This window comes from Enterococcus sp. C65 (assembly GCF_040887165.1).
GTDB classification, from domain to species: Bacteria; Bacillota; Bacilli; order Lactobacillales; family Enterococcaceae; genus Enterococcus_B; species Enterococcus_B hirae.
The window spans coordinates 91,789-105,111 of sequence record NZ_JBFOFG010000004.1; the positions used below are offsets into that span (position 1 = coordinate 91,789).

Sequence of the window (13,323 nt, forward strand, 5' to 3'; positions counted from 1 at the left end):
GACAATGATTTTTGTACCGAATGACAAGCATGATCCACGTATCAATCTAGCAATTGAACAATTTTTACTCCAAGAAATGCCTGTTGATGAACCGATTTTATTGTTTTATATCAATGAACCATCTATCATTATTGGGCGTAATCAAAACACGATCGAAGAAATCAATCGAGATTACGTTGAACAACAGGGCATCCATGTCGTTCGTCGTTTAAGTGGCGGTGGAGCCGTCTATCACGACTTTGGAAATTTAAACTTTAGTTTTATCATGCCTGATGATGGCGATTCTTTCCGTGATTTTGTTAAAGTTACTAAGCCAATTATTCAAGCTCTTCACGAATTAGGGGTATCTGGAGCGGAATTAAAAGGCCGAAATGATTTAGTGATTGATGGTATGAAATTCTCTGGTAATGCAATGTATGCAACGAATGGTCGAATGTTTGCCCATGGAACTATCATGTTTGATTCTGACATCAATGAAGTGGTCAATGCGTTAAAAGTAAAAAAAGATAAAATCGAGTCCAAAGGGATCAAATCGATTCGTTCTCGTGTGACCAATATCAAACCATTTTTACCTAAAGAAAAACAAGAGATGTTAACAGAAGAATTTCGTGATGAAATTCTATTAAAAATATTCGGAGTAGCAACGCTGGCAGAGGTTAATACGTATCAGCTAACAGACAAAGACTGGATCAAAATCAACGAAATCTCTGATCGCTATTATCGTAATTGGGATTGGAATTATGGGAAATCACCTGATTTTAACTTTTCGAGACAAAAGCGGTATCCGATTGGTTCGATCGAAGTCCATCTGAATGTGTCACATGGTTTGATTGATGATGTGAAAATATTTGGTGACTTCTTTGGGTTAGGAGAGATAAAGGACGTCGAAGAAAAACTGATTGGACAAAGATATGATAAATCAGTTTTAAGTGATGTAGTAAAAACGATTGATATCAAAAAGTATTTTGGTGCGATCGAAGCTGAAGATTTTCTTGCTCTTTTATATTGATCGAATGTTAGTCATTAGTCAAAAACAGGGAACACCAATGATTGGTGTTCCCTGTTTTTTATCTTTTTTTGAGAAAGAGAACGAATATTATTTTGTCCGTTCAAACCTTCATTCAATGAATCAATTTTCCAATCTGCCAAAGACATTATATGCTTTTCTTGGGATTTGTTTTAGTCAATTGGATGATTAAACGATCTACCTGACTATCTTTTTCCTGAGTCAACGTTCCCGCATAACGTTCCGCCACATCTTGGATTATTTTTAAATCAAACTGTTCTTGTTCAGCAAAGTTTTCGGTAATTCCTTGTGAAAAGAGATTTGTTTCATAGTTTGCGCTATGTTCACAACGAATCAATAGTTGATTTTCTTTTTCCTGCATCGATAAATAAATTTTTCGATGCATTGGATCTTCAATGGCATGTGTTTCTCTAAAAGAATGTTCTAAGACATGAATCAGTATTTGGGTCAAGTCATCATCATTGACGGTCAATACTTCTGGTAGTTCGGCTTGAAACTTCACCTTGATATTTCGCTTTGATGCAATTTCTTGATAACGAGCTAAAATAAGATTAGTGAGTTGGTGAGAGGAGTAAGAGAAAATAAATTCAAAATTTCGAGCATTAGTTAAGATAGTTTGCACATAATTTTGTACTTCATCGGTTTCTTCTTCCTTGACCAAGTGTTCTAAGTTTTCCATAGTTTGGATAAACTCAGTTCTTAATGTACTGATTTCTTGAATGTGATCACGTAGCTGATCATAATGCTGTTCAAGTAAATCCGATTTTGTTTTCAAGAAATTAACAGTTCGCTGATGCTTATCAAAGCTGATGATGTACTCGATAATATTATAACAAATGATAATAATCAGAATAATCATAAATAGAATAGTAGACCAATTAATATTTGCATTATAAATACCTAATGATGGTTGGATATAAAGCATACAATGGAAAATGGCAATCAGCACAATCCACGGTGTACAAGCAATGAAAAAACGATTATTCCGATAGGCTTCCCCAACACAGACAAGGGAAGTAACTAATGTACTGATTACACTAACCGCATTAACAATGGGCATTAGTTCAGTTAATTCTCCTACTGTCATCAATGAATAAATAAGGACACCTATTTGGATGGAGACTTGCAGAAAACAAAAGAGACCATATATTTTTTGATAATGTTTCATTCGGGATAAATAATACAATACCAGAAATACTGAAGTTAAAATAGTAAATGTATCAGATAAAATCGAATGGACGATTGGTTCAAAAAGGATGCCGCTTAATATATCTTCAGAGATTGATTCAAACCCTAAGACTAACGCAAAACAACTGAGAATGATCAGTGAAATATCTAGTGTCTTTTTTTTGTAAAGCTTAAAAATGGCGTACACCAATATCCCAATTCCTAAAAAGATGGCAATGATCATGGTAACTACTTGAGGAACAGATTGGGAAAAAATAAAGCTGATGATTGGTCCCGTATTTCCAACATAAACTTTTGGTGGAATACCCGAATAGTTTTCATATGGTGAAGTAACCTCGATTTTTAAGTGTTCACCAGCATAGTGTGTAGGCAGATCAATAACTGCCAAAGATAAACCAGGATGAAGTTGGTCTTGTTCATTTGTTCGATCATATAAAAGTTGATCATTTAAATAAACTTTTATCCATTGGTTGTTTCCCCGAATCACTAAGTTCGAATCATCCATCTCTTCTTTTAATATAGTTTCCATCACAAAAGTTTCATTTCTTTCAACTGTTGGAAGGTAACTAATATAATGACTATCAAAACGAAAATCAGGTTCATTTTTTAAGTAAAATTCCCATGAATTTTTTATTTCTTTGACCTTTCCACTATCAGAAGGAGTAAAAATATAATAAAAGAAATATACTGTTATCATTAAAAATAACGTTGATAATAGAATAGTGAAAAACCATTTTATCTTTAATGAGTTCGCTTTTTTAAAATATTCAATGTTATTAAAAAAGTTCATAATGTGTCCTTTCTAAAAGTAACATTTTTTTTAGGGTAAACGTTTTTTGTTTTCTAGTCAATCATAAACCTGCATAAAGTTAGATAACCAGAGTTATTTTTTAGATTTTTTTTAAAATTCTTTCAATTCATTGTAGAAGAAATAGAGTTAAAATTGATAAAATTAAATCGTTATTATATGATGGGAAATAAGAAATGAGTAAAGGGAGTGGAAACTAGTGCCATTTTATAAAAAAATAACCTATATTAGTTCAATTACACTGATTGTTATTTTAGCGATCATTTTGAGCATTATTTTACTTCCTAAAATAGCTGGTCTATCAACCCATATTATTGAAGATCGTGGTATGAGTCCTTACTATAGCCAAGGAAGTTTGATCTATGTACGTCCGAAGAAACCAGAAGAATTGTTGGTTGGTGACGTGATTACGTACTATGAAAACTCAGGAGAGCAAATAACCACCCGACGAGTGATCGCAGTGGAAAAAGACCATCAAGACTTTTATACTAAAGCAGATAGTTCTACGCAGACCGAATCCGGTGTAGTGGGGAGAAGATACATCATTGGAACGCCCATTTTTCAGATTCCCTATATTGGCATTCTTTTATCAAAGTCAGCATTTACTTGGATGCGCTGGCTATTTTTTACCATCGCCTTTTGTTTGACCGGTATTACAGCTTGGAATATGCTAGATGAATTTGAAAAAAAGAAAAGTTTCAATCGGTTTTTTACTCATAGCCAACGAAAAGGAAAGTGAGTGTAAATTTGTTTGCAACTTGTGGATTTGTCAGGTTCTTCGTATAATAATTTGGAAGAGGAGGCAGATTATGCGTAATGAAATGATGCATCGTCCGGTAGTAAAAGAAGAGTTAGTTGATTTTATGCGGACAAAACAGAAAAAACTGTCTGGAGAACTTGGTTTGATTGAAGAAGAAGCCCATTTAGCGGAAGTACCGATCATTCCCCATGAAACAGTCGTATTCATGCAGTTTTTATTAGGGCAATTAAAACCAAAGAATGTTTTAGAAATTGGTGCAGCTATTGGTTTTTCTTCTAGTTTGATGGCTCAATTAATCAGTGAAAAAGGTCACGTCACGACGATCGATCGTTTTGATGTTATGATCAAAAAGGCCAAGGCAACTTATGAAAGACTTGGCTTAACCGAAAAAGTTACTTTACTAGAAGGACAAGCGGCTGATATTTTACCAGAACTAACTGGGCCTTATGATTTTATTTTTATGGACAGTGCCAAATCGAAATATATTGAGTTTTTACCAGAATGTTTACGTCTGCTAAAAAAAGGTGGCGTATTGATGGTTGATGATATTTTTCAAGGCGGAACGATTTTATTGCCTGATGAAGAGATTCCTAGAGGCAAACGTGCCATTCATCGTAAATTAAATGAATTTTTACAGGTCGTCATGACCCATCCAGACTTGACTTCCACATTAGTGCCGCTAGGTGATGGTGTGATCTTGATAACTAAAGAAAAAGAGCAAATTCATCTACCTTAAGAGTATTTACCTTGTTACGACAAAAAGCTTGCTTTTTGTCGGACACTAGGTAAAAGAGGAACGCTTTCTATTGAGCAATCTTTTTTATTGATAAAATAACTATTTCATATTGACAGAACCAAAATGATTCTATATAATTATTTTTGTTCCGAAAAAGCTGTCATAGTAGCTCAGCTGGATAGAGCATCCGCCTTCTAAGCGGACGGTCGGGGGTTCGAATCCCTCCTGTGACGTAAATAAACCTCTAGAAATGTTGATTTCTAGAGGTTTTTATTTGTTCTTGTGCCAAATTTGTGCCAAATGACTATTATTTAGTTGTAAATAGAAGAAAGTACAGCAGAAACTTTAGGTTTGTTCTTTTGCTTCAACTCATCGAGTACATGAGAATAAACTTCTTGTGTAATCGAAATATCTTTATGCCCTAAATGTTCCGATACATATAATAAATCTATTCCTTCGTAGAGCAGCACAGAAGCATTTGTATGGCGAAGCCCATGGAAGGTGATAGCGGGATCTATAGATAACTGCTTTTGAATCTTTTTTAGTGTCTTATTTACAGCATTTGAAGTAATCATTCCATTTAAAGGATTATAAAAGACGAGATTATGCTGATTTTTTATATTCATTTGTTTCAATAATTCTAATTGTTGTTGTTTGTACTTTTTCAGAATTTTAACAGTATGCTCATCAATATCAATTCTTCTAACAGAAGATTCATTTTTCGTTGGTCCAAATCCTTTATGAAGTAGCCAAGTTTTATTAATATCAATTGTTTGTTCTTCAAAATTTATGTTATTCCACGTCAATCCTAATAGTTCGGCGAATCTAGCACCTGTAGCTCCTCCTATGATAATTAAGTAAGGTGAAGTATATCTCACGTCTAAACGGCTCTCAGTGGCTCTCATGAGACGTTTGAAATCTTCATAGTTTAAATACTTTTCTTCTTTTTTCTTTCCTTCTTTTTCTCCTTTAATTACTGGATTACGCGTAAAATCAGTGAAAATAATTTTTTCATCTAAAGCATCAAGTATTGCAGATCTCACGTGAGTGTGGAATCTTTTTGTAGTTGCTTTAGCATGTGTTTTAGCAAATTCATTTAATACTTCTTGATATTTTTGCTTAGTCATATCTGCTAATGTATCAAAAGGCATATATTTTCTTATGTTAGATAGATTATCTAAATATCTTCTGTATGTAACATCTGATACAGAACCTTTTTTATAAAGATTGATCCAATTTTTGTAATACTCATAAATAGTTATATTCTTTTTATCTGGATCGTATCCTTTATTTAGCTGGCTTTCCATTTCTGTAGCTTCTGCTTTAGCATCGTTTTTAGTTCGAAAACCAGATTTTCTCATTTTTTTGTATTTTCCATCTTTGCTTTTATATGAAATTTCATATTGCCAGCTATTCCCACGTTTTACAAATCTTGCCATAATTGAATCAGCTCTCTTTCTCTGATACAATAGACACGTGAATAAGCCTATTGTGTAGGTTTGTTTTTTCTTAGAACACGCTCGCTTTGGTCGGTGGGGCGTGTTTAAAAATATACTTAGTTTAAGGAAGTGTTAGTATGCTAAAACGTTCTGATTTAAATCTGACTAAAAAATATTTGAAATGTGTAGATATTGAAACTTCTTTGAGAATCGCAAAAGCTATGGCTGTTTATTCTATACTAGAATCTAAAAATAAAACACAACTTGAAAAATTGGAAAGAGAAGCTAGTTTAGAAAAAAAGTTTTCTTTTGCTGATGTTTCTGGAACTATAATAAATAACTTATGAATTAAAATCTTTTTCTAGCATAATCTCCAATTACTATACGTTCTTCATCTAATTTAGGATATCCATTTGTTATTTCTGATTCTATGATATCCAAAGGAACTTCTTCTTCAATAACTTTGTCGGCTAGTGAAGAGAAGCTAGATGCCGCAACAGAAGCGATGCTTTGGGTAAAAAATCCTTCTTTAACAACTCTTTTCTTTACTTTGTGACAAACAGAATAGTATGGGGTAATAGTTTTAATTTTAAGAATATCTTTTATGAGGTCTAGACTGCCAAGTTTTTTATCGTAGTCGTAAGGATCAGTTATGATATCTCCTGGAACAATAATATTTATATCATCCTCTTCATTCAAGCCATCCATGGTTCCACCATTAATAACTATTTCTGAATTTGAAATTATTTTTATAATACGAAAATAACCATCTTTTTTTAAATATTTTTCACTCATCTAAATTTCCCTCCAGATTATCAATTTCAACTTTAATGTTCTCATATCGAACGATAATATTTTTTATATCTTCTTCATTTTGTTTGTTTTTGTAGGTATTAAGTCTACCAATTGACAAATTCATCATGTCACAAGATGTTCTGACGCTACGGATAGACTCTTTACTAAATTTAAGTAACTTTTTTAGTTTATCATCACTATCATTTTTTAATCCGTTCACCTTTTCAAGTAGTTTCTTGCTGTCGTCCAATTCTTTTTCTAACTCTTTGATTCTTTTGGCTTTTTTCAAATTAAAAATGACATAATAAATCAATATTATAATTAATACAGCTATAGATACATAAATATATATCAAGTATTCATCTTTCTTTGATACCAATTTTAAACTAATAAAATAGGTGGCAATTGGAATTATTAACCCTGGTAAAGCAAAGACAGGACTAGTTCGTATTTTTTTAAAATCATCCATTCATCAAGATCCAGTTCCTTTCTGCCATTAATTATGGCTTTTTTATCGTACTATTTGTCCGTGTGCCAGCACGGGCTTTTTTACTGTGCATAAGAGTATTTTTTCTTGAAATATGACTGGCAAACATTAAAACATTCTGTTCTTAACTTATTATTGATAGCATAGAATTCCATAAAATTTTCCAATTTGAACTGAGATTCATCTGTTAATTCATTCTCAATAAAGATATTAAGTAGAATCATAATAGCTATTCTATCAGCTTCAGCTTCGAACTTTGAATGAAAAGTTGTAGAGTTATCGTACAGTGCTGAATATTCAAAATGTGAAGCAATGAAATGACCGAGCTCATGGGCTAAATGAAAAGCTTCAGAACTATCTTCGTGTAGTTTTTCGTTTAAAAATACTATTCTTGGTTTTGGATAATAAAAACCTGGTTCTTCCATTTCCATATAGATTAATTTTAAATTATACTCACTCAGCATTTCTTTCAACTTTAAATACATGCAACCCATCACTCCAACTATTCATTTTCTTCTAAAGCTTTAGCAATTGCAATCGCTTTACGCATTGTCTCTTTAGATATTTCTTTTCCGTCAAAAGAAAATACAGTATCGTTTTCTGATAAATCCACATGTTTAGGGGTCTCTTTTTTCTCTCTTCCTAGTAGATAGTCTATAGAAACACCAAAATAATCTGATACTTTTGCCAAACCTTCGGAGTTAGGTGATACTGATTTCCATTTACTGAAATATCCATTTGAATATCCCAATCTTTTTTCTAATTCTCTTACAGATATTCCGTTTTGCTTTGTTAATTCTTTTATTTTTTCGTATGGATTCATTGATATGTCAACCTTTCTAGACTGACAAGAAAAATATAGAATTAAACTCTATTTATACGTTGACAAATTAGAGTAAAAACTCTATACTTATTCTTGTAAACAAGTTTAACAACTAAAAAGACAACAAAAAACACTTTTGATTATTAAACGCCAACCGTCAAGAAAGCTTTTAAAATCAATGTTTATATGTCTTATTTAACTATGTACAAAGTATAGAATAAAACTCTATGCTTTGTCAATTGAATTTAGAAAATAGTTGTTAAATTTGTTTACTAATATAAAAGAGAGAAGGGAAGTGAATGAGAATGGATGAAATCAAAAACAAGCCCCAAGTTACTGTGAATAACAAGGGGCAATCGCAAGTTCAAAAAATCGATGAATTAATCGATAATCACCTATCTTATTTTAGCGATAGAGTACCTGCTGATTTAGAAAAGACTCAAGCATTGGTCCAATTATTACTAGCACGAATGCTTGCCAAATTTTAATCAGCTAAAAATTGAAAGGACAAAATATCTTCTGTTTGAATTGCAACATTTTGGCCATCACCTTTTAGGTTTAATGATTTTGCATTTTTTATATCAGAGGCAGTAATAGTTTTAGGATCAAACGTTTTACCATCTAAAATAATTTGATCAATTTCATAAAATACTTGTTCTTTTTTTACCTTGAAATTAATTATAACGCTATTCATATCATTCACCACCTTATCAGCTATTTCAGTAGACCACTTACCGATAAGAAAATTATACCAAAGAAAGGAATGAAAATATGAACACACCACAAATTTTCAATTTCGAACAAAACGAGGTTCGGACAATTTTAGTAAATGATGAACCATATTTTGTGGGTAAAGACGTGGCGAGTGTTTTGGGTTATTCGAACACTAAAGATGCTTTGTCACGGCATGTAGATTTAGAAGATAAGACGGGGTCGCGAATCACGACCTCAGGTCAATCAAGAGAGATGATAATCATCAACGAATCTGGTTTGTACAGTTTGATACTCAAATCCAAGCTCCCAAAAGCCAAAAAGTTCAAACGTTGGGTAACGAGTGAAGTTCTTCCAACAATCAGAAAAACTGGGAGCTTTACAAATGTACCACAAAACTTCGCACAAGCTTTGCGTTTAGCAGCTGATTTAGAAGAAAAGAACCAATTACTCGAACAACAAATTGCCGAGTACGAACCAAAGATTAGCTACTTAGATACGATTCTTTCATCGACAGATACGGTAGCGACTTCTCAAATTGCAGCTGATTACGGAATGTCGGCAATTGCTCTAAACAAATTGCTTAACGAGTTAGGTGTTCAACATAAAGTTAGCGGACAATGGATACTTTACCGAAAACATATGAACCAAGGATACACAAAATCGCACACAAGTGAGATTCCGAAAGCCGATGGCGGCACTAAAGTTGTAATGAATACCAAATGGACACAGAAAGGGCGAGTGTTTATTTACAACTTATTAATCGCAGAGGGCTATTACCCTCAAATGGATTTAGAGGAAATTGGTTAGAAAGGAGTTTTAGTATGACAGACATTGCAGAAATCACTCAACGAGATAGAGAAAAAATCAAAGAATATGTCGAAAGTTCGAAGTTCTTAACTTACACCATGCTTGCTGAAAGATTCGGCATTAGTAAAAGTTACTTATCTTTAATCTTAAGCGGTAAAAAGACTTCTGCAGAAGCTAATAGAATTATCGATTCGATCATTACTATGTATGAACTGTAAAGAGAGGAGTTAAAAAAATATGAGTATTATCGACCAAGTTTCAAAGATAAACGAATTATCTGACGAAGTAGCTAAACAGATTTATTCAGAATGCATTGAAGAGAACATTTCTGTCAACAATTTAAGGGAAAGAGTCAAAGAGAAGTTAACTAAGTATGTTGGAGAACCGGCATTCAACGAAACCTACAGATATATTTTCAGCAAAGTTAAGTTTTTGATCGAACATAGTGAAGTAAAAATAGTGAAGCCCAACATTGGATTTGAAGCTTCACATAAAACATCAATTTTTTAATTGTTCTTAAAGCTCTTGGAATAAATCAGCTAATGCAAGCACTAATTTTTCCATATCTTGGTTAGTAGTATCTATTCCATAATGCTCAAAAACTTTAGAAATTTTTTCTTCGCTAAACATCAAAACACCTCGCTTTCTAATGAGAATTATAGCAAATAAAAATCAGATAGGAGAAAAACGAATGAAAGAACTAATCAAAGTAATAACAAACGAGGAGAATGAGCAGTTAGTAAGTGGTAGAGAGTTACATGAATTTTTGGAAGTAAAAGAGCGGTATAATGATTGGTTTCCGAGAATGAGAGAGTATGGATTCTCTGAAAACGTTGATTTTATAAGTTTTACTGAAAAATCAGTAAAAGGTGGAAGACCTCAGAAAAACCATTTTTTAAAGTTAGATATGGCAAAAAAAATCTCAATGCTCCAACGAACAGAAAAAGGGAAACAAGCTCGTCAATATTTTATTCAGGTAGAAAAAGAATATAAGCAACAATTACTTGATACTTCAAAGCTAAGTCCAGAACTTCAAATGTTCCAAGGAATATTTAATGCAGTAGCTAAACAATAATTAGAGACAAAACGTTTAGCAACACAAATGGACAATATTACTGAAATTGTGGCGTTGAATACAACTGACTGGCGTAGAGAATGTCGAAAACTCGTAAATAAAATGGCGGAAACTCAAGGCGGATACGGTGCTTATCAAGAAATTCAAACAGCGATATATGAAGAAGTTGATCGTAGAGCAGGTTCTTCTCTCAAAACTAGATTAACCAATTTACGTAACCGTATGGCTGGCGAAGGTGTTTCAAAATCCAAGCGAGATAAGACAAATAAGTTAGATGTAATCGAAAGTGATAAAAGGTTAAAAGAAATTTATTTATCTGTAGTCAAGGATTTCGCTATTAAGTATGGAGTTTGGAAAGAAAAATAAAGGAAGTGAGATCATGCAATATTTGAACGCAAAAATTCCAATTCCTGAAGATTATGTTGTTATCTCAAAAATCAATTATGAAGAACTGCTTGATCAAGCAGAGATTGGCGTTTGGTGGTCATTGAAAGATGTTCTAAAAAAAATCAATCGAAGTTCCGAATGGTTTAAACAAAATGTTTTATATGTTCCAAAATTTCGCAAAATTTTAGATGTGAATTATGGAGGATTTGTTCAATATCCAAAAGGAGTTGGTGGTAACTATTTATTTTTAGCAAGCAAAACCAGAGAATTTCTAGAAACAAATTTCTCGGAGATTTTAAAAGATTAGGAGGAAAAACATGGGTAAATTCAATAGAGCATTAGTATTCAGCGCACCACTAATGATCTACGCTTTAGGTCTTTGGGGAAGCAGACAAGCATTAATCGGCACGATTGTTTACATGGTTTGGATCTTCATAGGTCTTGATGAAGCTGAGTATAAAACCAAAAAAAGACACGACCGCCGGCAAGCATAATCGTGTCCAAAAGAAAAATCTTTTAAACCATTATACCACAGGAGGAAATAAATGATTTCAGTAAAAGGATTAGGCGATGAAATATTCGAAGTAATGATGAACAAAGCGCAACAAGACATCCAAGAAAAAATTCTAACCGCAGCAAGTTATGGACAAACGAGTTGCACTGTTCATTCAAAAGGTCTGACACCATCATTTCTCGTATCACTGGAAAGCGAAGGCATTTCAAACATCAAGCAAGATGATGGCACCATCAAATTATTTTGGGAATTTTAGGAGGTAAATGATGAGTGTGAAGGATGTAGCTAAAAAGCAAATTTTAAAAATGGAGCATGTCATTGATCAAATCAACGAGGCGGAAGATTTACTTATCAGCTTGAAATCACCAGCACTGAATAATCTTAATGAGCTTATGACTGATATTTCCATCGGTGTGCCTACTCAATTTTTAGGAAGAGGTTTTTTCCAAGAAGAGAAAAGTAGGTGGCATAAGGTCAAACTTGAAGGTGATCTTGGTATCACAGACATTCAAGAAGAAATTCGTAAGCTTGTTTCCAAGTCAGTTCAGAAAAGGATTGAAGTACTTGAAAGCGAGTTGAGAGCAATGATTTATTATCGTGGTGATTACGATGAATGATTTTGATTCTTTAGGTGCTAGACAGCAACCGCCAAATGAAGCTAGTCCTGTCGGAGTTGATTGGCAAGGAAATCCGTTATATCCAGGTGACTCTTGCTACTTAACCGAAGATGGATATGTACAAGAAGAGGATATTTTGGAATATGTACAACAATATTTTCCAAAGATTGAACTAGGAGGAATTTAGAGATGGTTAAAAGTATACGTATTGATTCAGATATTGTGAATCATATTAAACGGTTAAACTTGGATGGTTTTAGCGCTGGACGTTCTCTTGTTGGGAATACAGCTACTGTTGCTGGTGAAAAAACAATAGGTCTATTTAAGGAAATAAAAAAGGTTGTAAAAGAAAATGGGGCAAGTTATGACCAAACGAGAAAGGCCCTCATTATGGTAGATGAGAGTTTTTATCAAAATTTATTGAAAAAAGAGAATCCATTTAAAGAAAAGCAAGCTGAACCAATTAATGAACCTAAAAAGGAAGATATCAACGTAACGAGGGAAGATTTAAAAAGTGCCGAGTTAACAATCGATCCCGAGTTGCCAAAAAAATTAGAAAAAGAATTATGCGAATTAAGCAAAGAGTTTTTCAATAAAGTTTTAGCAGTAAAAAAAGAACTTCTTCCCTCAATGAAAGAAGAAGAACTGGCTTTTTTATGCAAAAAGTTAAGTGAATTCAGAAGAGAACTTCCATCCGATGGATTCGATGCAAATTTTCATATCGGACAAATTCTGACAGATGCGATCCTGATTGCTTTTGCAGATGATGATCTTAAATACGCTGATTAAGCTTATCGAGACTGTCGTAAATAGACGTTAATCTCAACTGATTTTCTATAGTTGGTTCTTTGATGAACAAATCTAAGTATTTAATATACGTACTCAGTTTAGTGAAAAAAGCGTCTATATCGTCAAACTTTAAAGTTTCCCAATTATTGAGCAACTGATTTCCTAAAGAATTATAGTTTTTAAGAACAGATGAGTATAAATAATATTCTTCATTACTAATACGAGGATCGAATAAGTCCATTTTACTACCTTCCTCTAGATCTCTAATGTTCTGCATAACTAATCGACAGATTCCAGAAAGCTCATTATAGGTATCTTTTTTTAACTTATACATTTTTATCGCCTCACTTTCAAAAT

Annotated in this window: 22 protein-coding genes, 1 tRNA gene and 1 pseudogene; 16 read left to right on the forward strand and 8 right to left on the reverse strand. The window is 33.0% G+C overall.

The features are described from left to right. The first annotated feature begins 4 nt into the window (after positions 1-4). Positions 5-1,009, forward strand: a complete 1,005-nt coding sequence (locus tag AB3I12_RS05570; RefSeq protein ID WP_063626737.1) for a lipoate--protein ligase — start codon at positions 5-7, stop codon at positions 1,007-1,009. A gap of 145 nt (positions 1,010-1,154) precedes the next feature. Here the strand turns inward: AB3I12_RS05570 and AB3I12_RS05575 are convergent, their stop codons facing one another. Further along, the gene (locus tag AB3I12_RS05575) at positions 1,155-3,005 is read right to left on the reverse strand and encodes a GHKL domain-containing protein (protein ID WP_034698783.1); all 1,851 of its coding nucleotides are present in this window, start codon (positions 3,003-3,005) and stop codon (positions 1,155-1,157) included. 217 nt (positions 3,006-3,222) lie between these two features. Here AB3I12_RS05575 and AB3I12_RS05580 point away from each other — a divergent pair, with 217 nt between their 5' ends. From AB3I12_RS05580 to AB3I12_RS05590, 3 genes are all read left to right on the forward strand, one after another. Then, a complete protein-coding gene (locus AB3I12_RS05580) occupies positions 3,223-3,762 on the forward strand; it encodes a signal peptidase I (RefSeq protein ID WP_010719813.1) in 540 nt (179 codons plus the stop codon). Positions 3,763-3,832: 70 nt separating this feature from the next. Continuing rightward, positions 3,833-4,519: an O-methyltransferase gene (locus AB3I12_RS05585; RefSeq protein ID WP_034698785.1), complete on the forward strand. Its 687-nt coding sequence runs from the start codon at positions 3,833-3,835 to the stop codon at positions 4,517-4,519. Between the two features lie 159 nt (positions 4,520-4,678). Beyond that, positions 4,679-4,752: transfer RNA gene (locus AB3I12_RS05590), tRNA-Arg, on the forward strand. 78 nt (positions 4,753-4,830) lie between these two features. Here AB3I12_RS05590 and AB3I12_RS05595 read toward each other — a convergent pair. Next, on the reverse strand, positions 4,831-5,958 hold the full coding sequence (locus tag AB3I12_RS05595) for a tyrosine-type recombinase/integrase (RefSeq protein WP_368015583.1): 1,128 nt from the start codon (positions 5,956-5,958) through the stop codon (positions 4,831-4,833). Between the two features lie 137 nt (positions 5,959-6,095). On the opposite strand from AB3I12_RS05595, the gene AB3I12_RS05600 reads away from it, so the two are divergent. After that, positions 6,096-6,305: a hypothetical protein gene (locus AB3I12_RS05600; protein ID WP_368015584.1), complete on the forward strand. Its 210-nt coding sequence runs from the start codon at positions 6,096-6,098 to the stop codon at positions 6,303-6,305. A gap of 1 nt (position 6,306) precedes the next feature. Here AB3I12_RS05600 and AB3I12_RS05605 read toward each other — a convergent pair whose 3' ends face one another. From AB3I12_RS05605 to AB3I12_RS05620, 4 genes are all read right to left on the reverse strand, one after another. Then, complete coding sequence (locus AB3I12_RS05605; protein ID WP_368015586.1) at positions 6,307-6,753, reverse strand: hypothetical protein; 447 nt, start codon at positions 6,751-6,753, stop codon at positions 6,307-6,309. Continuing rightward, on the reverse strand, positions 6,746-7,222 hold the full coding sequence (locus AB3I12_RS05610; RefSeq protein WP_368015588.1) for a hypothetical protein: 477 nt from the start codon (positions 7,220-7,222) through the stop codon (positions 6,746-6,748). The genes AB3I12_RS05605 and AB3I12_RS05610 overlap by 8 nt, the downstream gene beginning before the upstream one ends. Before the next feature lie 80 nt (positions 7,223-7,302). Then, on the reverse strand, positions 7,303-7,725 hold the full coding sequence (locus AB3I12_RS05615) for an ImmA/IrrE family metallo-endopeptidase (RefSeq protein WP_002329428.1): 423 nt from the start codon (positions 7,723-7,725) through the stop codon (positions 7,303-7,305). A gap of 17 nt (positions 7,726-7,742) precedes the next feature. Beyond that, positions 7,743-8,063, reverse strand: a complete 321-nt coding sequence (locus AB3I12_RS05620; RefSeq protein ID WP_016631438.1) for a helix-turn-helix domain-containing protein — start codon at positions 8,061-8,063, stop codon at positions 7,743-7,745. 305 nt (positions 8,064-8,368) lie between these two features. On the opposite strand from AB3I12_RS05620, the gene AB3I12_RS05625 reads away from it, so the two are divergent. After that, positions 8,369-8,551: a hypothetical protein gene (locus tag AB3I12_RS05625; RefSeq protein ID WP_241546344.1), complete on the forward strand. Its 183-nt coding sequence runs from the start codon at positions 8,369-8,371 to the stop codon at positions 8,549-8,551. Here AB3I12_RS05625 and AB3I12_RS05630 read toward each other — a convergent pair. Next, complete coding sequence (locus tag AB3I12_RS05630) at positions 8,548-8,757, reverse strand: hypothetical protein (RefSeq protein WP_010718778.1); 210 nt, start codon at positions 8,755-8,757, stop codon at positions 8,548-8,550. The two genes, AB3I12_RS05625 and AB3I12_RS05630, sit on opposite strands and share 4 nt — an antisense overlap. A gap of 77 nt (positions 8,758-8,834) precedes the next feature. On the opposite strand from AB3I12_RS05630, the gene AB3I12_RS05635 reads away from it, so the two are divergent. The 10 genes and pseudogenes from AB3I12_RS05635 to AB3I12_RS05680 all read left to right on the forward strand — a co-directional run bounded on the left by AB3I12_RS05635 (position 8,835) and on the right by AB3I12_RS05680 (position 12,966). After that, the gene (locus tag AB3I12_RS05635) at positions 8,835-9,584 is read left to right on the forward strand and encodes a phage antirepressor KilAC domain-containing protein (RefSeq protein ID WP_368015590.1); all 750 of its coding nucleotides are present in this window, start codon (positions 8,835-8,837) and stop codon (positions 9,582-9,584) included. A 14-nt stretch (positions 9,585-9,598) separates the two neighbouring features. Then, positions 9,599-9,802, forward strand: coding sequence for a transcriptional regulator (locus AB3I12_RS05640; RefSeq protein ID WP_010718780.1), 204 nt, complete (start codon positions 9,599-9,601; stop codon positions 9,800-9,802). Positions 9,803-9,821: 19 nt separating this feature from the next. Continuing rightward, the gene (locus tag AB3I12_RS05645; protein ID WP_368015592.1) at positions 9,822-10,094 is read left to right on the forward strand and encodes a hypothetical protein; all 273 of its coding nucleotides are present in this window, start codon (positions 9,822-9,824) and stop codon (positions 10,092-10,094) included. A gap of 181 nt (positions 10,095-10,275) precedes the next feature. Further along, positions 10,276-11,025, forward strand: a pseudogene (locus AB3I12_RS05650) (antA/AntB antirepressor family protein). A gap of 13 nt (positions 11,026-11,038) precedes the next feature. Continuing rightward, positions 11,039-11,353 carry a DUF771 domain-containing protein gene (locus AB3I12_RS05655; protein ID WP_088762544.1) on the forward strand — a complete coding sequence of 105 codons (315 nt, stop codon included), beginning with the start codon at positions 11,039-11,041 and terminating at the stop codon, positions 11,351-11,353. A gap of 10 nt (positions 11,354-11,363) precedes the next feature. After that, positions 11,364-11,540 (forward strand): hypothetical protein, encoded by a 177-nt coding sequence (locus tag AB3I12_RS05660; protein ID WP_207430734.1) that lies wholly within the window; start codon positions 11,364-11,366, stop codon positions 11,538-11,540. 51 nt (positions 11,541-11,591) lie between these two features. Continuing rightward, positions 11,592-11,816, forward strand: coding sequence for a hypothetical protein (locus AB3I12_RS05665; protein ID WP_053766684.1), 225 nt, complete (start codon positions 11,592-11,594; stop codon positions 11,814-11,816). Positions 11,817-11,826: 10 nt separating this feature from the next. After that, entirely contained in the window at positions 11,827-12,177 is a 351-nt protein-coding gene (locus AB3I12_RS05670; RefSeq protein WP_181934947.1) for a hypothetical protein, read from the forward strand. Then, entirely contained in the window at positions 12,170-12,364 is a 195-nt protein-coding gene (locus AB3I12_RS05675) for a hypothetical protein (protein WP_178309266.1), read from the forward strand. The genes AB3I12_RS05670 and AB3I12_RS05675 overlap by 8 nt, the downstream gene beginning before the upstream one ends. A gap of 2 nt (positions 12,365-12,366) precedes the next feature. After that, positions 12,367-12,966, forward strand: coding sequence for a hypothetical protein (locus tag AB3I12_RS05680; RefSeq protein ID WP_368015595.1), 600 nt, complete (start codon positions 12,367-12,369; stop codon positions 12,964-12,966). Here the strand turns inward: AB3I12_RS05680 and AB3I12_RS05685 are convergent. Next, complete coding sequence (locus AB3I12_RS05685) at positions 12,950-13,300, reverse strand: hypothetical protein (protein ID WP_104660618.1); 351 nt, start codon at positions 13,298-13,300, stop codon at positions 12,950-12,952. The two genes, AB3I12_RS05680 and AB3I12_RS05685, sit on opposite strands and share 17 nt — an antisense overlap. Positions 13,301-13,323: the final 23 nt, after the last annotated feature.